Annotated in this window: 20 protein-coding genes and 3 pseudogenes; 7 read left to right on the forward strand and 16 right to left on the reverse strand. The window is 60.4% G+C overall.

Annotation, left to right across the window (positions count from 1 at the left end; genetic code table 11):
* Positions 1 to 360: 360 nt before the first annotated feature.
* Both FHT76_RS39795 and FHT76_RS39800 read right to left on the reverse strand, forming a co-directional pair.
* Positions 361 to 579, reverse strand: coding sequence for a hypothetical protein (locus FHT76_RS39795; protein WP_259131146.1), 219 nt, complete (start codon positions 577 to 579; stop codon positions 361 to 363).
* Positions 580 to 680: 101 nt separating this feature from the next.
* Positions 681 to 928 (reverse strand): annotated as a pseudogene (locus FHT76_RS39800) (hypothetical protein); the annotation flags it as partial.
* Here FHT76_RS39800 and FHT76_RS39805 point away from each other — a divergent pair.
* Positions 922 to 1,053 carry a hypothetical protein gene (locus FHT76_RS39805; RefSeq protein WP_259131148.1) on the forward strand — a complete coding sequence of 44 codons (132 nt, stop codon included), beginning with the start codon at positions 922 to 924 and terminating at the stop codon, positions 1,051 to 1,053. The pseudogene FHT76_RS39800 and the gene FHT76_RS39805 sit on opposite strands and share 7 nt — an antisense overlap.
* A 700-nt stretch (positions 1,054 to 1,753) precedes the next feature.
* Here the strand turns inward: FHT76_RS39805 and FHT76_RS41595 are convergent.
* The 4 genes and pseudogenes from FHT76_RS41595 to FHT76_RS39820 form a co-directional block, all read right to left on the reverse strand.
* A pseudogene (locus FHT76_RS41595) lies at positions 1,754 to 1,875 on the reverse strand (IS110 family transposase); the annotation flags it as partial.
* A gap of 42 nt (positions 1,876 to 1,917) precedes the next feature.
* A pseudogene (locus FHT76_RS39810) lies at positions 1,918 to 3,225 on the reverse strand (EAL domain-containing protein); the annotation flags it as partial.
* Positions 3,226 to 3,240: 15 nt separating this feature from the next.
* Positions 3,241 to 3,945, reverse strand: coding sequence for a response regulator transcription factor (locus tag FHT76_RS39815; protein WP_259131151.1), 705 nt, complete (start codon positions 3,943 to 3,945; stop codon positions 3,241 to 3,243).
* A complete protein-coding gene (locus tag FHT76_RS39820) occupies positions 3,942 to 4,433 on the reverse strand; it encodes a hypothetical protein (protein WP_259186805.1) in 492 nt (163 codons plus the stop codon). Before FHT76_RS39820 ends, FHT76_RS39815 begins: the two co-directional genes overlap by 4 nt.
* A gap of 199 nt (positions 4,434 to 4,632) precedes the next feature.
* Here FHT76_RS39820 and FHT76_RS39825 point away from each other — a divergent pair, with 199 nt between their 5' ends.
* Positions 4,633 to 7,464, forward strand: coding sequence for a PAS domain-containing sensor histidine kinase (locus FHT76_RS39825; RefSeq protein WP_259186808.1), 2,832 nt, complete (start codon positions 4,633 to 4,635; stop codon positions 7,462 to 7,464).
* 135 nt (positions 7,465 to 7,599) lie between these two features.
* On the opposite strand, the gene FHT76_RS39830 is transcribed toward FHT76_RS39825, so the two are convergent.
* The 6 genes from FHT76_RS39830 to FHT76_RS39855 all read right to left on the reverse strand — a co-directional run bounded on the left by FHT76_RS39830 (position 7,600) and on the right by FHT76_RS39855 (position 13,679).
* A complete protein-coding gene (locus tag FHT76_RS39830) occupies positions 7,600 to 7,920 on the reverse strand; it encodes a putative quinol monooxygenase (RefSeq protein WP_183756595.1) in 321 nt (106 codons plus the stop codon).
* 4 nt (positions 7,921 to 7,924) lie between these two features.
* A complete protein-coding gene (locus FHT76_RS39835; RefSeq protein WP_183756594.1) occupies positions 7,925 to 8,860 on the reverse strand; it encodes an ABC transporter permease in 936 nt (311 codons plus the stop codon).
* A complete protein-coding gene (locus FHT76_RS39840) occupies positions 8,853 to 10,427 on the reverse strand; it encodes a sugar ABC transporter ATP-binding protein (RefSeq protein ID WP_259131158.1) in 1,575 nt (524 codons plus the stop codon). Before FHT76_RS39840 ends, FHT76_RS39835 begins: the two co-directional genes overlap by 8 nt.
* On the reverse strand, positions 10,424 to 11,590 hold the full coding sequence (locus FHT76_RS39845) for a Gfo/Idh/MocA family protein (protein WP_183756592.1): 1,167 nt from the start codon (positions 11,588 to 11,590) through the stop codon (positions 10,424 to 10,426). Before FHT76_RS39845 ends, FHT76_RS39840 begins: the two co-directional genes overlap by 4 nt.
* Positions 11,591 to 11,700: 110 nt before the next feature.
* On the reverse strand, positions 11,701 to 12,822 hold the full coding sequence (locus FHT76_RS39850) for a substrate-binding domain-containing protein (protein WP_183756591.1): 1,122 nt from the start codon (positions 12,820 to 12,822) through the stop codon (positions 11,701 to 11,703).
* A gap of 44 nt (positions 12,823 to 12,866) precedes the next feature.
* Positions 12,867 to 13,679 (reverse strand): sugar phosphate isomerase/epimerase, encoded by an 813-nt coding sequence (locus tag FHT76_RS39855; protein WP_183756590.1) that lies wholly within the window; start codon positions 13,677 to 13,679, stop codon positions 12,867 to 12,869.
* A gap of 191 nt (positions 13,680 to 13,870) precedes the next feature.
* On the opposite strand from FHT76_RS39855, the gene FHT76_RS39860 reads away from it, so the two are divergent.
* A complete protein-coding gene (locus tag FHT76_RS39860; RefSeq protein WP_183756589.1) occupies positions 13,871 to 15,223 on the forward strand; it encodes an ROK family protein in 1,353 nt (450 codons plus the stop codon).
* Between the two features lie 11 nt (positions 15,224 to 15,234).
* Entirely contained in the window at positions 15,235 to 16,266 is a 1,032-nt protein-coding gene (locus FHT76_RS39865; RefSeq protein ID WP_183756588.1) for a substrate-binding domain-containing protein, read from the forward strand.
* Between the two features lie 367 nt (positions 16,267 to 16,633).
* Here the strand turns inward: FHT76_RS39865 and FHT76_RS39870 are convergent, their stop codons facing one another.
* Both FHT76_RS39870 and FHT76_RS39875 read right to left on the reverse strand, forming a co-directional pair.
* A complete protein-coding gene (locus FHT76_RS39870) occupies positions 16,634 to 17,281 on the reverse strand; it encodes an MEDS domain-containing protein (RefSeq protein WP_183864738.1) in 648 nt (215 codons plus the stop codon).
* Between the two features lies 1 nt (position 17,282).
* Positions 17,283 to 18,065, reverse strand: coding sequence for a GAF domain-containing protein (locus FHT76_RS39875; RefSeq protein WP_259186809.1), 783 nt, complete (start codon positions 18,063 to 18,065; stop codon positions 17,283 to 17,285).
* Between the two features lie 410 nt (positions 18,066 to 18,475).
* Here FHT76_RS39875 and FHT76_RS39880 point away from each other — a divergent pair, with 410 nt between their 5' ends.
* From FHT76_RS39880 to FHT76_RS39890, 3 genes are all read left to right on the forward strand, one after another.
* Complete coding sequence (locus FHT76_RS39880) at positions 18,476 to 20,179, forward strand: ATP-binding protein (protein WP_259131162.1); 1,704 nt, start codon at positions 18,476 to 18,478, stop codon at positions 20,177 to 20,179.
* A 7-nt stretch (positions 20,180 to 20,186) separates the two neighbouring features.
* Complete coding sequence (locus tag FHT76_RS39885) at positions 20,187 to 20,804, forward strand: response regulator transcription factor (protein WP_259131164.1); 618 nt, start codon at positions 20,187 to 20,189, stop codon at positions 20,802 to 20,804.
* Positions 20,805 to 21,087: 283 nt separating this feature from the next.
* A complete protein-coding gene (locus FHT76_RS39890; protein ID WP_183756582.1) occupies positions 21,088 to 21,582 on the forward strand; it encodes a hypothetical protein in 495 nt (164 codons plus the stop codon).
* 728 nt (positions 21,583 to 22,310) lie between these two features.
* Here the strand turns inward: FHT76_RS39890 and FHT76_RS39895 are convergent.
* Positions 22,311 to 22,610 carry a putative quinol monooxygenase gene (locus FHT76_RS39895; RefSeq protein ID WP_183756581.1) on the reverse strand — a complete coding sequence of 100 codons (300 nt, stop codon included), beginning with the start codon at positions 22,608 to 22,610 and terminating at the stop codon, positions 22,311 to 22,313.
* Between the two features lie 73 nt (positions 22,611 to 22,683).
* Positions 22,684 to 24,366 carry a cation:proton antiporter gene (locus FHT76_RS39900; RefSeq protein ID WP_259131166.1) on the reverse strand — a complete coding sequence of 561 codons (1,683 nt, stop codon included), beginning with the start codon at positions 24,364 to 24,366 and terminating at the stop codon, positions 22,684 to 22,686.
* Positions 24,367 to 24,792: the final 426 nt, after the last annotated feature.

The raw sequence follows: 24,792 nt of genomic DNA on the forward strand, positions 1-24,792 counted from the left end.
AGATTTACCCATGTGATTCACCTCCAACCGCAGTGAATCACACCGATACCCTCGTGAAAACCCCACTCGATTCTCAATTCAAGTGCGATGCTCTAGATTGCAGGTTCGCACGAAGTCTGGGCGTGATGTTATTAAGGCCGCATTCGTTTTGGAGTGCCTACAGTCGGGCGCGGTGGCGAATGAGGTCGCGCAGCGATGGCAGGGGTTCAATGCTCGTCCCGATTAAGCCATGAGAGCAAATGACAGACGGTCCCCATGCGTTGGCTATCTTCTGGTCGATGACCAGCCGATGTCGACGGTGGCGCATGGTATCCGGGATTAGGCGTTGGAAACCTGGATGGCTACTACCAACCGGTCGTTCTAAAGGGCGCCAGCCCAGATGCCGAGCGCTTCCATTGCGTCCACTGTGGACTTGATTTGCTGGAACTTCAGCCGCGGCGCGAACGAGGCGTGGCTGATCTCCGTCAGCGATGTGGTGACATTGCTCGGGAGCGGACCTTCCTCGAAACTGCGATGGATCGAGAGCCTGATTTCGTCTCCGGAGGGCGAAGTTATACCGTTCGGGCATGCCAGACGCATCCCCTCTTCGTAGGCATGCCTATTTCCCTGTCGGTCGGTAGTGTATCGGATATGCACCGTGACGTAAACTTTGGTGATAGGTGGTTTACCCCTCTCGATGCCCGGCTCTTCTTGTCGATCCCCTCGACACGCTCCATCAGCACGGTGACATTGGCCTGTCCGGAGAGAATGCGGCGGATCGGCATGCGATCTGAGCCGGCGAAAGCCCGGCCGTCGCAACCTGATAAAGTAGCGGCTGGAAAAGATGATAGTTGCGCCGATCGATATCCGTCACATCCACGTCCGCATGGCGAAGCCACCTGGCGGCGGGGCTGCTCTTCACGCAAGGAATACGAGAATACGATGACAAGCAGCAACGAAGTCGATATCGTCATCGAAGATAGGGCCCTTGCAACGGGCTTTGGGTCCTTGCGCAAGCCGCCGCCGGCTGCGCGGAAAGACAGGCTAAGCATCGGAAAGTCGCGCGATAGCTGATCTGACCGCCGGGGCTCTAATCGCCACTGGATGAAAGTTCAGTGGCAGGTCACTGGCAATCTTCCTCAAAGAAGGAGCGTCAACTTGGAAAATCTAAGAGAATTTGCCTCAAGCACGAATGGTGATCGGTGGTTCCTGGGCCACGATGAGGTGACCAACACAGAGGTCGTCCTTCACCGCGGGAACCCGTCGTCGGGCGGTCATGAGACAGCAACTACCCTGAGTTCGTTTTTGAAGCAGCGCCCATTTGGGCCGGAGCGGGATGCATTGATCATGATACTTGCCGACCGCCCCGGCGAAAGCGGCGAGGTACCCTTCGCTCCAGCTTAACACCGTCTTTTCCCGACGTTGGCCCAAGCCACTTCGAGACTAGGGCTGGATCTTGAAGCTTATCACTACGCAGAGCACGCGACGGTCGATCGCCTTTTCACCTCACTTCTTCCTTGGGGCGTTTTGGCTCGCCTTTGCCTGAGAAACTAGAGTCGGAGGGGCGGCGTAACTATTTGTAGACTTTTCTTTTTTGGCTACTTGTTGTCTCGTATCTGACTCTTGGAAAAGCTCGACTAAGTGACCAGAGGCTATGAGCGCCGTCCGTTGCAAAGTGCATCGATGGCCGCGTGATAGCTTCGCACAGGGTGGTCGTGCCGGGGGGGCAGCCGGACGTCATGTCCAACTTCAGCGTGTGCGGTGAGCTTTTTTCGCAGGCCTCCATGCCAATCAGGCAAGGGCCAAGCTTCTCGAAGACGGTGTGCATCTGCCCCAGTCGCAAGCACCGTGCAGAACAACCTGCCCATCCGCATCAACGCTTGGTCTCTCCCACAGGGGCGGCTCCTCTACATCACAGGCGCTGGCGGGCCGGCCGAAAAGGAACCCCTGGCCATAGTGACAACCAAGCTCTCGTAGTGCGGAAAGCTCTTCCACGGTTTCCACACCCTCGGCGACAACGTGCTTTCCCAGTGCCGTTGCCATATCGATGATGGCCTTAACAATGGCAAGGTCGGCGTTGGAACTTGTCATTGCACGCACGAAGGCGCCGTCGATCTTGATCTGGTCATAGGCAAGTTCCTTAAGGTGTACGAGGGACGCGAAGCCGGTGCCGAAATCGTCAAAGGCAACGATGAAGCCCGCCGCCCGCAGCGCCTCGAGCTGCATGCCTATATCGACGCCCTGCTCCGACAGCATGACCCCTTCCGTGACCTCGATCTGGAGATGTCGAGGCGACAGTCCTGCCGACCGGGTCGCGTCCAGGATTTCATCGACAAGGCAGCGGCTGTCGGGAAACGCGACTAACTGCGACGACGAAACGTTGATCGCGATATGCCCGAAATCGACGCCGGCCGTCACCCACGCCCTGGCTTGTGCGACGGCGCACTGCAGCACAAAACTGCCGATGCGCCTGGAGAGTGCTGGGTCATCCAGAGCCGCGGCAAAGGCCGCCGGACCGATTGCCGAGCCATCTGCTCTCTTCAGCCTCAGAAGTGCCTCAAAGCCGACGCGCCGTCCGGTATCGAGCGCAATCTTCGGCTGGTAATGGAGCGCGAAGAGACCCTCCGCGAGCGCCTCTTCCGCCAGGGCCAGCGCCGCCTTGTCTAATTTCGCGCGATTGAGCCGACCAGAATCGATCCGGGTCAACAGATACCGGTCTTCGGATTGCAGGAGACGTTCCACGGCGCAACGCGCCAGCCGAGCCAGCAAGCCGCGTACGTCGGCCCCGAGACGTCGCGGCACCCGATCGAGAACGCAGAGCGAGCCGAGCCGAAGCCCAGGCTCGATCTCCAGCGGCACGCCGGCATAGAATCGGATTCTATCGTTTCCCGTGACGAAAGGGTTTTCTGCAAAACGGACATCGCGAGCGGCGTCCGGCACAACGAAGGGGCTCGACGACTGGATCGTGTAGTCGCAGAAGGCATCCACCCTGGAAGACCCGACACCATCAATGCCCCGCTTCGACTTGAACCACTGACGTTCGCCGTCCAGCAAGGTGATGAGGCCAATCGGCGCATCGGCCGCAAGGCAAGCAGCTTCGACCAGTGCATCGAGCACCGGATCCGCACCCGACGACACAATGGACAGTTCTCTCAGACGTTTGAGGCGAGCCGCTTCGTTCGGCGAGGGGCCTTCGCGTCCAAACGTTTCCGCGGAAGTCAGGTGACGGTCAACACACTGAAGCATATGGCTCTTCTATTCCTACCGTTGTTGGATTTCGCTCAGGCGATAGCCCACACCGCGGACCGTCTTGATGACCTCACCGCTCGCGGCATCCAGTTCTGCAAGCTTGCCGCGCAGCCTGTTGATGTACACGTCGATCGTCTTGTCGCGAGGATCGTGTTCACGAAAGAGCGCCTGACGTGCAATGCACGACTTTGAGCAGTCTTCTCCCACACTATTGAAAAGGACCTGCAGTATCCTTCCTTCAAGTGCGGTCAGCGGCTGATTGACGCCGTCGAAATTCATGGAAAGGCGTGCGATGTCGCAATCTATATTGCCGATCTTGAAAGCAACGCTCTGCCGCAGAGCGCTGCGGCTTGATCGCGCTTCGTGCAGGCGATGGACACGGGCGCGCAGTTCCTTCACGCTGAACGGCTTCATCACATAGTCATCCGCACCGACACTGATGGCGTCCGCCCGGCTATCGGCGTCTCCAACGCCCGAGATCATGATGATAGGCACGTCGGAGCGTGAGCGCGCTGCACGAAGCAGCTCCAGCCCGCTCCCGTCGGTCAGGTTGATGTCGATGAGGATGCAATCATAGGCAGCGAGTTCGTTTGAATGAATGAAGCGGTTCGCTTGCCTCACGGATGCAAGACAGTCCAGCCGGTCCCGGGAATCCGACCAGTTCAATCGCAACATATCAACGACGTCTCGCTGATCTTCGATGATCATTATGTTCATGGTCTCTTCGAATGTTTGGTGGGGTAACCAAAGCCTCTTTCCTCTCCACCATAGGGCGGGGCTGGCATTGGGCGCAGCATGGGCAGCACGTTTTCGCTAACTGATATGGTTCTTGGGCTGAGGCTTTCCAAGGTGGAAAACGGCGAGTTCATACGTGCCAGCCGATTGACGAAGTCTGGCCTCAATTCTTTGACGAAGCAAAGATGCAGGACCCCCGGATCGCGCTCAACAACGATACTGCCGACCAAGACGTCAAACCTGCCGAAAACAAGGTAAAGGTGATCGGGAATCTGCGACTTTCCAATCCGCACCGTCGCCCCACCCTCGCTGATCTCCATGACGAGGCAGCGTACGATTTGCGTCTTACGCATCCATTTTCCGGTGAAGAGGAGATTGCAGAAGAGCGTAACGCTTCGGCGGTACCACTTACGGCTGAAGTAGTCGGATTCTACGCGGTTGAGATAGGTCGTTCTCTTTGTCGCTTTCACGGTGTGACCTCCATGCTTGCCGGAACCTCATCCGCGGGCGGAAGGTGGCAGTTGGTGGCATCGATTAGAACGTCTCACCGTTAAGCGACAGTGGCGCCAAGTTTAAATAAGGTAAAATCTAGTGATCCCTCATGGATTGCGGCATCGCTTGGGACTATCGAGAGGTTGAAATCAGCGAGGTCTGAGGAGGATGCAAGTCGTGCAATGGAAAAACGCAACTGCTGGCAAGGGCTATGGCATCCTGATGACCGGTCTCAGGCAATGTGCAAGGGATCGATTTTGCTGGGGAGTGCTGGTTGGCGCCATCTCCGCTTTCGTCGTGACATGGCTGCCGACGACTGCATGGCTCTATGTGATGGGCGCAACGCTGATCATGGCTTGGCGAATCCGTCAGGATGGGGTCCTGCATCGCGACGCTCCCCGACGGTCGCAAGATATCATTGGAGACCAGGCTCTTCTCAAGATTGCCGGCAAGGCCGCCAAGCTCGGCGGATGGGTGGTGCATCTGCCGGACCGGAGAATCGAATGGTCGGATGAAACCTGGGCGATCCACGAGAGACCAAGGGGCAGGCCGGTTACTTTCGAGGAAGGGATCGGCTATTTTGCGCCGGAATGGCGAGATGCGATCACGCGGCACTTCGAGTCCTGCGTTGCGACCGGTCTACCCTACGACACCGAGGTGAAGATCATTGATTGCACGGGCCGGCGGAAATGGGTTCGCGCAATCGGCGTGGGGATCCGCGATGAGATGGGCCACATCTCCCGAATACAGGGTGCCCTCCAGGATATCGATGAGCGCAAGCGGCTGGAAAATACGGCAAGGGATCTTGAGCGGCGCTTAGCGGAGTCGATGGAGAACATCAGCGATGCGTTTTTCCAGCTCGATACCGATTGGCGCTTCACCTATCTTAATCATCAGGCCGAATGTCTGCTGGAACGCCCGCGATCGGGGCTTCTAGGCCGCCTGATCTGGCAGGAGTTCCCGGAGGCCTCCTCGGGGATCATCCGTCAGCACTACGAGCGCGCCGTCCGCGAAAACCAGACGGCCGATTTCGAAGTATTTTACGAGTCCCTGGACGCATGGTTCTCGGTCACCGCCTATCCGGGTCCGGCAGGGCTGACTGTGTATTTCCGAGATGTAACGAAGCGGCATGCGGCCGATCAGCACTTGCACCTGCTGGAAATGGCAATCTCGAGAATCGAGGATTTCGTCATGATAACCAAGGCCGCATCCCAGCCAGGGGGCGACCAGACGATCGTTTACCTCAACGAGGCCTTCGTCAGGATCACCGGCTATTCCCCACACGACGCGATCGGCCGCTCCCCCGGCTTTCTCCAGGGGCAGCGGACTGACGCCAACACCATCGACGAGATCAACAGCGCCATCGCGCGGTCGGAAGCGATCCGAGCCGAACTTGTCAACTACGCAAAGGACGGCCGCGAGTATTGGGTAGACATGAGCATCGCACCCATTGTCGACTCCGCTGGTCGCGCCACCCATTTTGTCGCGACCGGTCGCGATATCACCGACAGAAAGCGAACGGAAGAAAAGCTGGCTGAAAGCGAGGAACGCTTCTCGATCGTCGCCATGATGACCACAGACGCGATCTGGGACTGGGACATTGCAAGAGGTCATGTACAATGGAATAGCAATATGGCCTCCGTCTTCGGGCATGAGGACATATCGGTGGAGGACGGTTTTCGGGAATGGGAATCCAAGATCCATCCGGACGACCGCGCACGCGTAGTGTCCAGCGTGCATGCAGCAATTGATGGGCGAGCAGAAACGTGGCAGCAGGAATTTCGCTTCCGCCGCGGAACGGGGATCTATGCCGAGGTCCTCGATCAGGCCCATATCATCCGCAATGGCGCAGGCGATGCGACCCGGATGGTAGGTGGCATTCGGGACATCACCGAGACACGGCTGAACGAGGCAAAACGGCTGCAGGCGCAGCGGCTTGAAGCGATAGGACAACTGACGGGCGGCGTCGCCCATGATTTCAACAACCTGCTGACGGTCATTATCGGGACTGCGGAGACATTAGCCGACGAGATTACCGATCCGCGACTTTCTGCAATCGCGCAATTGAACCACAAGGCCTCGCGGCAAAGCGCCGCCCTCACACGCCAGCTCCTCACCTTCGCGGGCCGGCAACCCCTCGAGCCGGCGTCGCTGAACATCAACAGAACCATACGGGCCATGGAGGGATTGCTGTCGACTGCTCTTGGCGAAACGATCATCCTGCACCTTGCGCTTGATCCGGCCGCAGGTCACGTCAGAGCGGACGCCGCGCAACTGGAAGCGTCCATCATGAACCTGTGCATCAACGCACGCGACGCAATGCCGGATGGTGGCAGGCTGGTGATCGCGACGGCGCAAAGCGGGGACGACGCGGTGATCCAAATCTCCGACAACGGCGACGGAATGGATGCGGAGACGCGCGCAAAGGCCTTTGAGCCTTTCTTCACCACGAAACCGTTCGGCAAGGGCAGCGGGTTAGGTCTTAGCATGGTGTACGGCTTCGTGCGACAATCAGGGGGCGGGATCGAAATTGAATCGGAGCCGGGCAAGGGAACAACCATTCTCCTGTCTTTTCCCCGACTTGCCTCTATGGAAACATACGCGGAGCCTATCTCAAATGGGCTGCTCAAGGGTGGCAGTGAGCGCATTCTCGTCGTGGAGGATGATCCTATGGTCCGGGATTTCGCCGCCGATATACTCGTTTCGCTCGGCTACTCCGTCACATGCTCCGGTGATGCAACGGAAGCGTTGAGGATAGTGGAAACCGACGGCCCATTCCATCTGGTTTTCTCGGATGTCGTCATGCCCGGCCCGATTGACGGCCACGCCATGGCGAGGGAGATCATGGCGCGTCATCCGAACCTGCCGGTTGTCCTGGCCACAGGTTACGCCGACATCGAACGCATCGGCGCCACGTCGCGATTCCGGCCAATTGCAAAGCCCTATACGCGACGGCAGCTCGCGGAAACTTTGCGGGAGGCGATCGACGCGTCGGAAAATAATAGATGAGCACCCCTGCCTTTGATAGGTCGAACAGGGACGATCAAAGCCGCGCGCACCAGCGCCGAGTTGCACAGGCGCGGCCTCGCCGTTTCGCGCCTAGACTTAGACTACAGACTAGCGATGGTCTGCCCGTGTCCCGGGTTAGACGCAGTCCGACCGACTTATTCCAGTAGCCTCCGCCAAAAGTAGCCGCCATATGTCGATCGGTTTTGCGAGCAAGCGGTCGATCTCGCTTAGCAGCGGCTTGAGGTGTTGCATTTCCATGTGCGCGTCGAGATCCGCCTGGCTCTTCCAGTTCTCGTAGAACACAAACACGCAAGGATCGCCCGCATCGACATGAAGGTTATAGTCGATGCAGCCTTGTTCGGACCGGGTAGGCTCGACCTGATTGACGAGAAGGTGCAACAGCTCATCTCGCGTTTCCGGACGGGCCGTCAGCGTTGCAATGAGCGAAACGGTCATGGTATCAGCTCCGCTTCTGGCTGAGCGCTACGGCGAGAATGATGATGCCGCCGCGGGCGATCAATTGCTGGCTGAATTCTAGCCCCATCAGGATGAGACCGTTATTGATGAGGCCGATCATCAGGGCGCCGACGATAGTGCCGATTACGGTTCCCTTGCCGCCGAAAAGGCTCGTGCCGCCAAGCACCGCCGCGGCGATGACCGAGAGTTCATCACCCTCGCCGAGCTGGAAACGACCGGACTGCAGGCGTCCCGCGTAGAGCATGCCGGCGAGCGCTGCCGCGGAGGAAGAGATGACCAGCACCCTGAACTTGATTGCCTTGGTGTCGATGCCGGAATAGCGCGCCGCCGTCTCGCCGCCGCCGGTCGCCAACACACGCCGGCCGAAGCCGGAGCGCCGCAGCGCGATGTGGCCGATGCCGCCGAGCACGGCCATCCAGAAGAGCAGTACCGGCACCGGGCCGAGATTGCCGCCGCCGAAGAGCCACGAATAGCCGGGCGACAGGATCGGCACGGCAGCCGTCGCGGAAACCCACATGGCGACGCCCTTGGCGATGCCCATCATGGCAAGCGTGGTGAGGAACGAGGGAATGCCGATGCGGGTGGTCAACCATCCGTTGAACATACCGACCGCAAGACCCGTAGCGATGCCGACACCGACCCCGGCGACCGGTCCTCCGACGGCGATCGCCATGGCAACGGTGACGGTCGAAAGGCCAGCGACCGCGCCGACCGAAAGATCGATCTCACCGGCCGAGAGCACGAAGGTCATGGCGATCGCCATGACGGCGATCATGGCCGTCTGCCGCACGATGTTGAGCAAATTGTTCGGATTGAGGAACCCCTTGTCGGCCAACGCCACCGCGAAGACGACGAAGATGACCACGAAACCAATGTAGATGATGTTCTGGCGCCAGTTGGCGAAGAAGGCGTTAGCCATTGGATACCTCTTGAACCGCAAGGGCTTTCTGGATTTCGATCTGCAGCCGCTGTTCGGCCGCCTGGAGACGGTGCGCAAGATCATCGGGGGGCACCGCCGGGTCTTCCAGTGCCTCGCGCGCCAGATCCTGGTGCACGCGCCCCTCGGACATCACGAGAATGCGATCGCAGGCGGTCAAAAGCTCGGAAAGTTCGGATGAGATCATGATGATGCCCTTGCCGGCGGCGGCAAGCTCGCGAACCAGACGGATAATCTCGGATTTCGAACCGATATCGATGCCTGCCGTCGGCTCGTCGAGGATGAGGATGTCCGGATTGGTGGTCAGCCACTTACCTATAACCACCTTCTGTTGGTTGCCGCCCGAAAGCGTCGAGACGGCGTGGTCGCGGCTCGCCGTTTTCACGCGCAGGCGCTCGATCTGCGCGTCGGTCAGGTTGTTTGCCGCCTTGGTATCAACGAGGCCACCCTTGGAAAGCCGGTCGATGACGGCGAGGATCATGTTGGAGGCAACCGAATGGGCGGGAATGATGCCCTGCGTGGCACGCGCTTCCGGCACCAGCGCGACACCCGCGGCAATCGCGTCGCCCGGCTTACGGATCGTGACGGCGCGGCCCTTGATATATATCTCGCCCTTGACGGCCGGGTCGATGCCGGCGATCACCCGCGCAAGCGACGAACGGCCCGAGCCGAGCAGTCCTGCGAGCCCAAGGATTTCGCCGCAGTGCAGCGTCAGGGAAATGTTCTTAGGCTTTTGAAGGCCGCTGACATTTGCGAGTTGCAGCAGCACTTCGCCCTTGACGGCCTCGCCGCGCTCGACGTCGGAAAGCCCTTTCGAGCGTCGGCCGACGATATGCTCTATCATCGTATCGATCGGCAATTCACTCAGCGGCGAAGTGATGACGTGGCGACCGTCGCGCAGGATCGTCGCGCGGTCGGCGATGCGAGCGATCTCGTCCATACGGTGGCTGACATAGATGATTGCCACCCCCTTCGCCTTCAGCTTGCGCAGGAAGATGAAGAGCCGCTCGACATCGGGAACGGCAAGCGCCGTCGATGGTTCGTCCAAAACCAGCACCTTGGCATCCTGCGAGATCGCCTTGGCGATCTCCGTCAACTGTTTCTGGCCGGCGCCGAGATCGCCGACCACGGCCCTCGGATCGACGAAGACGTCGAGCAGCGCGAAAATGTCCGCTGCGCGCCGCTCGGCTTCCCGGTCATCGATAAACCCCGTGCCGTCACGGCATTCGCGTGTCAGGAAGATGTTCTGGGCAACCGTCAAAGTCGGGACCAGACTCATTTCCTGGTAGTTCATCGCGATGCCGGCCGCGCGCGATGCCTCCGGCGAATGCGTCGTCAGAGGCAAGCCGCCGACCTCGATTGCGCCCTGGTCGGGGCGATGCACCCCGTTAAGCACCTTGAGGATCGTCGACTTGCCGGCGCCATTGCCGCCGAGCAGGGCATGGACCTCCCCGGGCAAGACCTCGAAGGACACGTCGTCGAGCGCGCGTACCCCTCCGAAGGCCTTGGATATGCCGGTCATGCGGACGGCAGCGGCGCTCGCAGTCATCCCACCTTCTCCCACTTTCCAGTTTCGCCGGATCGGATAAGGGCGTCGGCGACGAGTTCCGTCAGCAGCCCGTCCTCGAAGTTCGGGCTCGGTTGCCGGTTCTTCGCAATAGCCGAGAAGAAATCGTAGCACTCGACGATCTTCGTCTCCGAATAGCCGATACCGAGACCGGGGATTGGCCAAAGACCGTTGCCATAGGGGTGCGCCGGACCGGTATAGACAGTGCGGAAGCCTCGGGCATCCGCCGGATCGTCGGCAAACATCACCTGAAGCTCGTCGCGGCGCTCGTAGTTGAAGTGGATCGAACCCTTGGTGCCATGGATTTCCAGCGTAATGAAGTTGTTGCGGCCATAGGCGTTGCGGGTGGCTTCCAGGCTTCCGATCGCGTCGCCCTCGAATTTTAGCATCGAGACAACCTCATCGTCGACATCCACCTCGCCGCGTTCGGCGTCCGCGGCCTTCTCTGCCGCGCCGAGCTTGTCGACACCGCCCTGCTGTAGTGGCCGCGTCTTGTTGTAGGTGGTGGTGATCGCGTTGACCTCGGCGATCGGGCCGACGAGATAGTGGGCGAGATCGACGACATGGGTGGCGATGTCGCCGACCGTACCGGAGCCGGCAATCTTCTTCTGGAAGCGCCAGGAAAGGGGTGAATCGGGGTCGGCAGACCAGTCCTGCAGATAGGTGCCGCGGAAATTGAGAATACGGCCGATGCGGCCCTCCTCGATATATTTCTTCGCAAGCGCCACGGCCGGGGTCCGGCGGTAGTTGAAGGCGACCATATGGATGACGCCGGCGGCCTTTACCGCGTCATGCATCGCCCTCGCCTCCGCGACGGTGCGGGCGAGCGGCTTCTCACAGATGATGTGCTTGCCGGCTTTAGCGGCCTCAATAGCGATCTCGGCATGCACATTGTTCGGCGTGCAGATATCGACGACGTCGATATCCGGCCGGTTGACGACGGCCCGCCAGTCCGAGGACGCCTCTTCGAAGCCGTAGCGCCGACGCGCCTCGTCCGCCGTGCTGTCTGTCACGTCGACGACGACCTTGCGGTGGGGAATGGCCGGTGCGGGCCAGAAGAACATCGGCATGGAGGCGTAGGCCATGGCATGCGCCTTGCCCATGAAGCCGCCGCCAATCATGGCGACGTTCATCACTTTGGTCATCAGTTTTCTCCTGAAAGAGGTCGGCTGCAGCGAGCCACGTTCCGTCTACCGGCCGAAGCCGGATCATGTCTTTCGGCACGGGGCACCCTGGGTGCCCCGTGCCTGGTCGGTCACTGTCCGAGGCTTGACTTGATGTTGTCAGTCGCCTCGGCCGAATAAACCGCCTTCCAGCCATCGAGCAGCGTCTCACGCGTCACTGGCAGAGCCGGCAGCGCGACGAAGGCGGGCGCTTGCTTACCGAGCAGCGCATAGCCGGCAAGCTTGGCTTCGACCACGCCGGCGTCATAAGGCCGCTGCGCGCCAAGCCCCTTGACGAAACCGCCTTGGGCCATTGAGATCGCCACGTTCTCGCCGAGATCGATCGTGGTAATGACGAGATCGTCGCGGCCGGCAACGCGCGCTGCCGAGATCACGCCTTCGGCCGGCACGTCCCAGACCGCCCAGATGCCCTTGATGTTCGGGTTGGAGGTGAGGATCGCGGACGCCGCCTTCTCCGCATCACCCGAGAAGTCGGGTCCGCCGATGCCCTGCTCGGCCACGATCTTGATATTGGGGTAGTCGGACGCGATCGTCGCCTTGAAGCCATCGTAGCGCTGCTTGGTGACGAAGAAGTCGGCAGCATGGAAGACAAGTCCGATATCACCCTCCCCCTTCAACGCCTTCGCCATGAGATGCGCAGCGGCGACGCCGTTGCCGTAGTTGTCAGCCGACACCACTGACACGTAATCCTTCCCGGCCACAAAGCCGGTCGGCACGTTATCCATGAAAACGAGCTTGGTGCCAGCCTCCGCCGCCGCCCTGTAGGCCCCGGCTGTCGCCGTCGGGTCGGTCGGGATCGATACGATTATGCTCGGCTTCTGCGCCATGATTGTCTCGATGTCGGAGACCTGCTTTTCCGGCTTGAAGCCGGCGTCGGTCACCGCAAGGACCTTGATACCCATGGCGGCGAACTGTGTCTGCAAGCCGTTGATCTGGGCGCGCGACCAGTCGTTGCCGCCGTAATGCATGACGATGGCGGCCGTCGCGTTCATCGCCTTGATCTTGGCCAGTTCCTCATCGCTCAACGTGACATCGGAGGCAGGCGACGGAGATTCTCCTGAAGGTCCCTTGGAAAGAACCGTCTTCTGAAGCTCCGCCAGCGCGGTATCCGGATCGGCAAATGCCGGTGCACCATATGCAAGAGTGAGCGCCAGCACGGCGGCCGTGCCTAACAGAGCTCGTCTTTTTATCATCACTTTCTCCTCCCAAAATGGGGCTCCCGCCCCGGTCACGACCGTCAGGCCGATTTAAGATAGGCCATGCTCGCTTTCGCTCCCTCAAGCGGATCAGGCCAGGAATCGAGTTCGGTACAAACCCAGCCGGCAAAGCCGGTCTCTCGAAGGGCCGCGATGATCCCGTCCGTCGGGATGTCGCCACGGTCGATCGGCGTGAACGCGAAGGGCTCCTTCTGGAAACCCTTAAGATGCACATAGGAGATGCGCGCTGCATGTTCGCGCACAAGCGCCGCCGGATCGCCACCGGCAGCGGCGAGATGGGCCGTGTCCGGGCAGAAGTCGATACCGGTAAGTGCAAAGATCTTGCGCACTTCCGCCGGTCCCTCGACAATTGTCGAAAGATGCGGGTGGTAGTGGGCGGCAAGACCCCGCGCTTCGGCGATCTCCTTTACCCGGTCGAGCGCTGCTGCGAGCTTGTGATAATCCGCCTCGCGGATGCCGTCGAAGCGCTTTGCACCACCGCCGACGACGAGATGGGGTGCGCCGAGTTCGGCGGCGCGATCCGCAGCACGCACAACCCGGGCAAGCTCCTCCGGCAGGATATCGTCGAAGATGAAGTTGCCGCCGGCATAGGTCGCGACGAGCGTCAACCCATTGTCGTCAAGCAGCGTCCGCATGTCGGCTGCGCTGAAATCGAGCAGATTGCCGTCGAAGAGCTCTACGCCTTCGTAACCGGCCTTTGCGATATCGGCAAAGGCACGACGCATGTCCCCAAAGGTTCGATAGGCAAGATTGGTAACCGATGTAACGCCAACGGCGTCTCCGCCGAGGTTGCCCCAGCAATTCGCATGATAGGCGAGCTTGAATTCCGACATCGGCGCCTCCTCCCAGTGACTCTTCAACTCGTGCGACGAGTGTTACGTCGGCAAAAAATCTATGTCAACATTTTAAACACATATTAACCCAGTCTTTTGCAGATTTAATACAAAAGTTTGGAGTTGCCAGCCGAAAGCTTGCTGGCTATCACTTCAGACGAGATCGGAATCGCGGGCGAAAGGATGCGGTCATGCCAAGGATGGCATCTGTGGAGGCGGACATCCGCCCACGACGCAAGGGCCGCCCTAGCGTCTCGGAAACCGCTGCCCCGAGCCTCGTGGACATTCTTAATCTCGTGAGGACCGGTCGCGCGACGACCCGCCAGGAGATCGAACGGCAAAGCGAACTCGGCCGTGCCGTGGTAGCGGACCGGCTCGCCACGCTCGGCGAGCTCGGACTGGTCGACGAAAGCGAGCTCGCCACCGCCACCGGAGGCCGGGCGCCGCGCCTCGTGCGGTTTTCCGGGGATCGCGGACGCATTCTCGTCGCCACGCTCGATCAGACCGCACTCGGCGTCGGCGTTGCCGATCTTTCCGGCTCGCTGCTGATGGAGCATCACGAGACAACCGAATTCGCTCAGCCGGCGTCGGCCCTTGCAGAACGGCTGGTGACGCTGTTCCGCTGGATTCTTGAGCGGCAGTCTAATCCTCGGCTCTACGGCATTTCCATTTCCGTACCCGGCGCCGTCTCCGACGGCGGCGAGACACTTTTCCAGCGTGCCACACCGGGTGTCCTTCCGGGTTGGGAGAGCTTTCCGCTGGTGGAAACGCTGGTCGCCGCCTTCAACGCTCCAGTCTGGCTTCGCTCCAGCGTCGAAACAATGACGATGGGCGAACTCCACGCTGGTGCCGGACGCAATCAACGCACGATGCTTTTGGTCAAGGTCGGCAAACGCATCGGCGCCGGGTTGGCAAGCGACGGAACGCTGTTTCGCGGCGCGCAGGGTACCGTCGGCCTCATCGGTTCGGTACCGGTGACGCTAGGCGACAGGGCCGGCACGCTTGAGGCGATGGCGGGATCGGACCACATCGCCCAGGACGGCAGGCTTGCGGCGGAGAGCGGAGCGAGCCCAGTCCTCGCCGAGCTTGTTCGGCGGGGCGGCGATATCACGGCGCTCGAAGTCGCCCAAGCCGCCCAAATGGGCGATGCGGCTGCAATCGAGATCCTGTCGCAGAGTGGCCGGCTGATCGGCCAGGTGGTGGCGACGCTCGCCAACATGCTGAACCCGGCGCTCATCGTGCTGTCCGGTTCGATCGCCCAGACCAATGACATTCTTCTCGCCTCCGCGCGGGAGGCGATCTACGGTGCCTGCCATCCGCTCGTCAGCCGCGATCTGCAGATCATCCGCTCACAGATGGGCAGCTCGTCGGGGCTTGTCGGGGCCGCCATCGTCGCGACCGAAGGCCTCTTCGCGGCACCGATGCTGCGAGACTGGATCATGTCGGGCCAGCCCCAAACGCATCCGCTTTTCCAGCAGATGAAAACCGAGATCGCCCAGCGGAAGATCATCAAGGGAGACAGTGTCCGTCCGCCGGACATGTGAGGAGGATTTGAATGGCGATTACCGGTCTTGGACCTCACGGCGAACGCGCCTCGGCACCCGAGCGCGTGCTGCTCCTGCCCGAAGACATGGAGCGGGCGCGGGCAAGCGGCTTGCGCGTCGCAATCGTGCTGCACACGCTTGAGAGCGACTGGGCCAAGCAGCAGCTTTCGGGCATCGTCGGCACGCTCGGCAATTGCGGGGTCGCGGTGATCGACGTGGTCGATTGCGCTTTCGACCCGGAGGCGCAGATAGAGGCCCTGGAGCGCCTGATCCTTGAGGCACCGGATGCAATCATATCGCTGCCCGTCGCCAACTCGAAAGTCGCGGCACCGCATGCGCGCGTTTCAGCGGCCGGCATCAAGCTCGTCCTGCTCGATAACGTGCCGACCGGCCTGCTTCCAGGCAAGGACTATGTCTCGCTGATCTCGGCGGACAATTTCGGCCTCGGAAAGATCGCGGCGGAAGGATTGTCACCGCATCTGCCCGAGGGCGCCGAGGTGGGCGTGCTCGGCTATGACGCCGATTTCTTCGCAACCAACGAACGCGAGATCGCCTTCGTGAAATGGATGCAGGTCAACCGCCCGGATGTTTCGCTGCACGTACGGCGTTTTCCGGCGCTATCAGCGGTCGCAGCAACCACGCGGGCGCTTGCCGAAACCCATCCCGAACTTGCCGGCCTATTTGTCGTATGGGACACGCCGGCAATGACTGCCGCCCGGATTCTCGAAGTGATGGGCCGCAAGATTTCGATGGCGACGGTGGATCTTGGCCAGGAGGCCACAATCGGCCTTGCGGCCAACGAGCCGCTTGTGGCGATTGCCGCCCAGCAGCCGTTCCGGCAAGGCGAAACCGCTGCTTCCATCACCGTCACCGCCCTGCTCGACCGCCTCGCCCCGGCCTGGGTTGCCCTTCCAGGCCTCGCCGTGACGGCGCGCAATGTCGTGGAGAGCTTTCAAACCGTATGGCGCATGCCTGCGCCACATGAAGTTCTCCGCAAGCTCAGTCTGGTCGGCCTGAAGAGATCGGACCGGCCCCTGCCTTGAGAACAGAAACCCTTTAAAGGCGCAGTTCTTGTGAAGGAGCAATATTTAAGCGATGTCGAAAGCTCTGCGCGTGGTGGCGCCGGGAAAGCCAGGCTGCTGGCTATGGATCGGCCCGTTAGAGAGGCACGTGCGCGATCGGCTCGTCCCGCGTACCGACGAAAGCCCCGGTTTCAAAACGCCTTGGATGGTCTCGCCTCACCGAAAGGCGGCCTTGAGCCAACCTTTCCTGAGACGCCCATTTGTCCTGAACCCTCAGGTTGGAGCCGATTATTGCATCGCCTTCATTTCCGAGGCGGGGATCGAAACGTGAGCCGATCGGCTTGGCAATATGCCGCTATGCCGGAAAAGGCGTGGTGCAGCCGTCGGCCTATGCCCGATAGGATCGAGTCGGTCCGGTTCGCGACTGGACCTCGCGAATGAAATCCTGCGGGCGCGTGAAGAAACTGTTCTCGACGAGGACGCCGCCGATGATCACCATCGGATGCGTACGAAGAATATCGATGGCATGCGGCGCCGTCAGCAGATTGGCATCGAAGGTACAGATTACCGGGTCGTCGTAATTCGACAGCACGCTATTGAGGCGCATCTCGTACTCCACCCATTCATTGCTACTCTTCCAGTCGTCTACTGCCGCTTCGGCATGCGCGACCATCCGCGTCAAGGGGAACCCGAGACCGGCTCCGGCCTTCAGGGCCTCCTGGATGAGGACGAGCATGGCATCCTTGTTGAAGCGCCCGGTCCTGAGATAGGTATCCTCTGGCACCGCTACTTCGAGTTGCCGGCTCTTCCTCACCTTCTCGACGTCGATACCGGCGTTGCGCAACCGCTGAAAGTGATCCTCCTTGTGGTGATCGGGGAGGACGTGATAGGCGCGCTGGCCGCAGTTGATGCCGTCGCAAACAAATGGAAGCAACGTATGGTATTCTTCCGCCGCCGAGTTGAAGAACGCACAGACATGCCGGTCGCCGCGCAGCATGGTTCCGCCAAAGGGAATGGGCTGGGGCGTCGACTTCATATCAGTCTCCCGGATCTGATCTTGTATTATTATGCTGGTTTGGCACCACGCTCTTTTGTTGCTCCAGGCTGTCCGCGATCTGGAGGGCAAGCCGATCAAGCGGAGCATGATCGAACTCGCTCTCTACCTGCGCTTTGCGAAAGTGCGTCGAGAGCATGCCCCAGAGACGGCCATTGCTGCTGATCAGCGGGGTCGATTGCACGGCAGCAATGCCGTCGGCGCTCATCATGTCGAGCTCAACAGTGCCCACAAACAGGTAACTCGTCGAGACGTCTTCGACAAACACACGCATGCGCCTCGTGAGCGCCGCAGCGCAAGTGGTGTTGGTGTCGCGACGCACGATGCTGAAAAAGCTCTCGGCTTTGCTGGAGAAACCGCGGCTGGCAACAAGTTTAAGGCAGTCGGTACTTTCGTCAAAGCGTTGCAGAGTGCCCATGTCGGCGCCCGTTATGGCGATCGCGATATCTAGAGCCGGGAATAGGTCCAGACCAAGACTCCTGGAGTTTTTTAGCCGCTGTAGGGCCACGTCAATGTTTTGCCCAACCGCGCCGTCGAGGGGCTCCTTGAGTTTTGCCACCGTCGTGCCTCCGAGAGCTCCGCTGCGTGCGGCCGAGCAAGGCCGAAAATGTAAAGGGGGATTGCCGCCTAAGCCATTAAGTAATTTTTCGTAATTGTCATGGTCGTGGTGAACCGCCATAAAAATCTGACGGTCCGTGCGTGTGCTCGACTTCTGCTCTGCCGCGCCTTCTGCGAAGAGCATTCCGCCGTTGTGCGCAATGCCCAAAGGCCACATGAATTCCGGCGTCGGCCGTGCGGAGCATCTGAACGGGTATGGTTTCAGCTCTCATAACTCGCAGCATTTAAGCTTTCCAACGGTTGACGAAGGGCTGAAAGCCTCACCACGGCCCGTAGGTCCTATGTCGAGCCACCCATGCCCTTAGAATTAAATGCGTTGGGCAATCGAGGCAGGTGATATATAGTCCGGCCAGGAAGCGGTGGCTGCGCGGCCTATACATGGTGTGAACTTTTCTTAGCAAACATTGGAAATTGCACCTTCGGCCTGTGTGAACGTTCCGCAACAGCGAAAGGCTCTTCGCTACCCGGCAACTTCGGAGGTCATTCTTGCCGCTCTGCTTCGGCGTTATGGACAAGCGCTGAAGGTTCGATACGCGTCCTGTATTTGGATCAGGCGAAATGCTCAGGGTCGACGAGCTTTTCGAACCGCAAGAGCTAAGGCATTGCATCCGCGATCTCGTCGCGCTTTCAACGCTGCCGGCAATCTGGAAAGACTACAATTCGCGGCAGATCGCCGACAGTGTAGCAGCCGCGTTGATCTCCATGCTCAACGCGGATGTCATTTACGTGGCTGCGCCGGGGCTGCGCGACGAAGCTGCGGTAGAAGTTATGCGAACGAGCCAGGCGGTGGGTGTCGAGTCGTTTGGTCGCATCGAAAGCATTCTGCGCGCTGCATGGCTCGGAACCCACGAGCAGACATTCGTGATCGACAACCCGTTTGGGAGCGGGGCATTCCATATGGCGGCGGTGCCGATGGGCTTTGTCGGCGTCGGCGGGATTGTCGCTGGTTCCGTCAACCCGCATTTTCCGAGCGAGACGCATCGACTGCTTCTCGGAATTGCCGCAAGCCACGCGACCCTCGCGATACAGCGCGGGCATGCGGAAGCGCAGCAGCGGCGTATGGCAAGTCTGATCGAGCGATCCTCCGAGTTCGTTGGTTTTGCACGTTTGGAAGGCACCGTGCAGTATCTCAACAAGGCTGGCTGCGACCTGCTGGGGCTTTCCGGCATTGAGGAAGCGCGCCAGCTTAGCATCTTCGACTTCCTGGCTCCAGAGGAGCAAGCGCGCGCGCATCGCGAACTGATGCCTCTGGTAAGGGAGACCGGGCGCTGGCTCGGTGAGCTCAATTTCCGGCATTTCAAGACTGGGGAAGACATTCCCTTCCTGGTCGATTGGTTCCGCATCGACGAACTGCGCACCGGTCGCCCTATGAACATGGCAACCGTCAGCCGCGATCTGAGGGGGCAAAGAATGCTTGAAGAAAATCTTCGACGCCTCAACGAATCGCTTGAGCAGCGGGTGTCTGAACGAACATGCGAGTTGGCGGAAGCGCTCGAACGACTGACCCTCGAAGCCAAGGAGCGCGAGCGGGCGGATGTTCGCGCGCAAGAACTGCAGTTGGAGCTCCTTCATGCGTCCCGGCTGAGTGCAGCCGGGCAGATGGCCGGTGCATTGGCGCATGAATTGAACCAACCGCTGACCGCGTTCACCAACTCGGTCAACGCCGGGCGCCGGATGATGGCAAGAGGCGCACACAGCGCCGAGACCGTCCGGGAAGTGCTCGACGAAGCCGCAGACCAGGCGCTGCGCGCTGGTGAGATCATTCGGCGTCTGCGAGAGTTTGTCACGCGTGGCGAGACGGAAATGCGGCTTGAAAAACTACCCGACTTGATTTGCGAAGCCAGCGATCTCGCTTCAGTGGGAGCCGGAGCGCACGACGTGCGGACCCGGCTGAGCTTCGATCCGCGCGCCGATGCGGTGTTAGGAAACCGAATTCAACTTCAGCAGGTCGTGCTCAACCTGATCCGCAACGCTCATGAGGCGTTGGCAGAGAGTGAGCAGCGCGAGTTGGACGTGGCCACGTCGCGGCTCGATCATGAGTCGATCGAGATCACGGTGGCAGATCGTGGCTCTGGCCTGGCGGACGACATTGTCGAACACCTCTTCGAGCCATTCCACACCACCAAAAGCAACGGCATGGGATTGGGGCTGTCGATCTGCCGCACGATCGTCGAGGCCCACGGCGGCAAGTTGCGATACGAGCCGAACGCAGGCGGCGGCGCAATCTTTCGCGTGACCCTGCCTGTCCCGCAGGAGCGATGAGACGAAGATGACCACCGCCCCGTTCGTTTACGTTGTTGATGACGACCCTGCGATCCGCCGGTCGCTGGAGCGCCTACTGGACGCGGTTGGTTTCCGGGTGGTCTCGTATGCCACGCCCGCGGGATTCCTCGGCGTTGCGGACGACTTGGCCATGGGCTGTGTTCTGCTGGATCTTCGCATGCCGGAGATGGACGGCTTCGAGGTTCAGGCTCGCCTTCTGCTGATAAACCCGGACTTGCCCGTCATCGTGATAACCGCTCAAGGCGACGTGCAGACTGCGGTCCGTGCGATGAAGGCGGGAGCAGTCGACTTCATTGAGAAGCCCTACAGTGACGATGTCCTGGTAGCGGCGATTGAGTCGGCGCTGAAGACCGGCGCGGCCACGGGTCGAGCCGACGATATATCTGCGGCGGCCTTGCTGATCGATACGCTCAGTCCACGCGAGCGAGAGGTTCTCGAGGCACTGGTGGCCGGGCAGCCAAACAAGGTCATCGCCTTCAGTCTCGGCATCAGTGTGCGCACGGTCGAGGTTCACCGCTCGCACATGATGGACCGTTTGGGCGTGCGTCAACTCGGCCAAGCGGTACGGCTTTCAGTTCTTGCGAGCCTTGCTCAGGCGGGATGAGCACATATTTGCGGTGCGGGTGTCGTCCGCACGAGCACAACATCATCCTCGCTACGCTCATGCACACGCGCCTCACTGCTTATGCTTTGTACGGGCCTGGAAAGTCTTCCCGCTCGGTCGCTAGAATATGGTGTCTGACTTTGCCCCCTCGTTTGAGGCGCCAACGATACTACCCAACAGTTCATCGTGGCCTTGCCGTTACGGATTTGTAAGTTTGATTCCGCCGGCTCCTCGCCTATTTTCATTGGCTGTAACAACTATATGCACAAGGACAACGTAGCCTATGAGCTTTCTTCCCCGCGTGACCGAACTGACCCGGGAATTCGTGTCCAGGCAGTTCGATGATTTGGGTCCCGATGCATGCATGGAGGAGATCGTGGCGTGCCTGACCCGGGAAAACCCGGAGTTTCTGGAGATGGCACGCAAGTGCGCATCCGACTTCAGGGACGCGTCGCGGATCATGGTCGGCTTCGGCATGTTTTACCAGCTGCTGACCCTGCAATCCGCCGATGGCAACGATCATTCAGTCATGCATGCCCTGCCGAGCGTGACGGCACAGACGCGTGACGCGCTGGTGCGCGACATCGATGAGGAGGGCGTCGAAGCATTCACGGTCAGAGCGATTGGTGATATGGAACGCACCAACCCAGAGCTGATGCAAATGGCCCATGCTTTCGCCTCGCGCCACGAGGACTACTTGCGCTTGATGCAGGGCTTTGCCCTGCTCTACAAATCCCTCATCGTTCAGGCTGCGGCCGACCGCAAATATCTGCACTGACGATCTCGGCGCGGAGAAAAGTGTGCCCGGTCAGATCGGTCGTGCCTGTTTCATCTCGAAGCTCTCACGGCAAGATGCACCCGTTTAAGCGCTGCAAATGAGTCCGTAATCAGACACTGCGGAGGCCCGGCCAGGCTCGGGGAGAATGCGGCGGCGCATCGCCTGGCCGGGCCGTGCAGCGGGCGTCTGCACGATTGCAAACCCAACCGGGAGGACGCTCCCGGCCTTGATGATCATCAGTTTTACCTGAGCAAGACCGCATTCAAAACAATCTGCCTGTGTCTTACCGAGCCGGCTTCAGTGCACGGGGGCCAGCGCATCCATCGCGACCTGGATCGAGGCAGCGAGCTCCGGCGCCGAGAAGCCGCCCTGGGTTCGTGAGGCGGTGGTCGACATTCAAAGTCGCCATGGAAGAAGGATATGATCGCCGCACCGTGCTAACCGTGATAACCGTCAGTTTTTTGCGGTTCCGCCTATATCGTGGTGGGACCAGCAAGGGGCCTGCTGTCCCGTGGTCGGCGAGGCCCGTTTAGGCCGGCGCGGAGGTCTTGATCGTCAGCAAGGTCCTGACGACCCATGCATCGCGTCTCGGCGTGGCCACCGCTTGCGACCATAGCATGCGGCACCTGCGGACGGAGCGAATCGAATTCTCTGCTCTCTTGGCGTCTTGGACGGCACAAGCGTTCAGCAAGCAGCCGCTGGAGATGATATCGGTCGTCCGCGCCGCTTCACGGCAGCTTGGCTGCGAGCACATCAATCTTCTCGATCTGAGGCGGCGTGCGAAGCAATTCCCCCGCGCGCACCATCAATGCCTCGGCGACCTTTCCCGCGAGATGGGCGTCGCGGCCGGCATCGTCCGGGAATACGTCGAAGATGCCGAACGTCGCGGGACCCATCTTGATTGCGAACCAGGCTTTCGTTGCCGGTTCCGCCTCCACCAGCGGCAGGGCGCTTAAGAGGAATTCCTCGACCTTGGATTCGAAACCCGGCTTGGCTTCCAGTCGGACATAGAGCGCCTTCTTGACCATGATCATTTCCTTCAATGTTTACGTTTGTTCACTCATATTGGCAGTCATACCCTTGGGCCTCGGACCCTTCTTCTCATCCCTGGACGAGCCCCGCCCTGACCGTGTTCACGATGCGAGCCGCGTCGTCCTGCGTCTTCCCACACAGCAGCAGCGCGCGATCCGCGAGTTCGAGGCCAGCTGCGAGATTTTCCGGGAACACCGCGGTTGCGTCGAGCCGCGCCAAGTGCGCCATATCGAGATCGTCAGCGGTCGAAACGAGGGAAGCCGGCGCCGTTTCGAGCGCCTTAATCCGATGCAGGACGCGCTCCACCGTGTTGCGATGATCGAAAGTGATGACAACCAAAAGTGCTCGTTCCAGCCCCACCGCCTCGAGAATGCGATAATGTCTCGCGTCGCCGAAGACGACCTCATGAGATTGCCGGCGTGCGGCACGATACCGTGACAAATCCGTTTCAATGGCGATATAGGGGATATCCGCCGATTCCAGGACTGTTGCGACGAGGCGACCCACGCGACCGCAACCGCACAGGATGACGTGATCATGGAAGTCACCGCTTTGCGCTCGGATCGATGCTTCCGTTGCTGCGAAGCGGCGATCACGACGGCCGAAAGGCCATTCGGCCCAGTGGTTGCGCTGTATGACGAGGGGGGCGAGCCCCATCGTAAGGGCAAGCGCTATCAGCATCGGCTGGCCCAATTCAGGCGAGACGATGCCGGACTGGAGAGCAAGCGCCATGAGGAGCAATCCGAACTCGCCGCCATGCGCGAGAATGACAGCGGCCCTCGCCGATGCCTCCCGGTGCACCCCGGCAATGAGGCCGGTCGCGAAAGCCAAGAGCGCCTTTGCGGGAACGAACACGAGCACCCAAAGGATGATCGAGCCTGGAAAGCTCGTTATGGCCGACAAATCGATGCCCATCCCCACGGTAATGAAGAACAGGCCCACCAAAACGTCGCGGAATGGCCGGATGTCTTCCTCTACACGATGGCGAAATTCGCTCTCGCCAATGACCATGCCGGCGACAAAGGCTCCGATCGGAGGAGCCAGCCCTGCAAGATGGACGACATAGGCTGTGCCGAGGGCAGTCATTAGCACCCACAACAGGAAGAGGTCGGCGGAACGGGACTTGAGTACCCACGAGAATCCAAGGCGGATCAATGGCCGCGCAATGATGGCTGCAGCGAGAAGAGCCGCGGTCGCAACCGCCATCTGCTTCAGAATTGCCATGGGAGCAAGGGTTCCGTCCTTGGACCACGCGTCGGCCAGGATGAGCAGCGGGAGTGTTGCCAGGTCTTGGAAAAGCAAGATTCCGAGCGCGAGCCGCCCGTGCCGGCTGGTAATTTCACCCTGCTCAGCGAGTTGCTTCAGGGCGATGGCTGTCGACGACATGGCAATGGCGCCGCCCATGATGATTGCCGGTTGTACCGCCACGCCGATCAGGAAAAGCCCCATCGCCACGAGAGCCATCGTCATGCCCACCTGCAGACTGCCGGCGCCAAGCACATCCCAGCGCGCGCCGAGAACTGTTGGAATCGAGAATTCGAGGCCGACCATGAACATCAGAAAGATCAGGCCGAGTTCCGCCAGAAACTGCGTATCCTGCGCGGAGCCGATCAGGTTGAAGCCGTGCGGCCCGAGCGCTACGCCGACGAGCAGGTAGCCCGTGGCCGCGGGCATCCTGAACGCGCTAAAGAAACCGACCGCGAGTCCCGACGCGGCGAGCAGGATTAGTGTTCGGGCCAGCAAATCGTGCATTGCTATCTCGGCGCTCTGCCACGGACATGGTCCGGCGACTGGGGATCAGGTGGGGATTTAGCCTCGACACATTGACGGCCATCCGAGGCGTCTTTGTGAGGATCACCCATTTCATGGGAATCTTGTCGTGCAGATGTCTGCGGGCGGCCGAGATACATGGGAATCCACGAAGGGGGATCACTCGCGGGAAACGACCCTATGCTGGCCAATTCAATTTGGTCTGGATCCATCGTCTCCGGCAGATGCGGTTCGGGGTCCCGTTTACGGCGCACGCCACAAGCTCCTCTATCAGGGGATGCCAGCCGGGCCAGTAGAAAGCGCGGCTGGCATCAACGTTGATTGATCACGGTGAGATGGTTATGCGGTTGTCAACCTTGGTGACGCCGGGCGCCCGCCAGGCCGCACGCTCCGCCTCCTGCCGTTCCG

It is taken from the genome of Rhizobium sp. BK176, assembly GCF_024808055.1.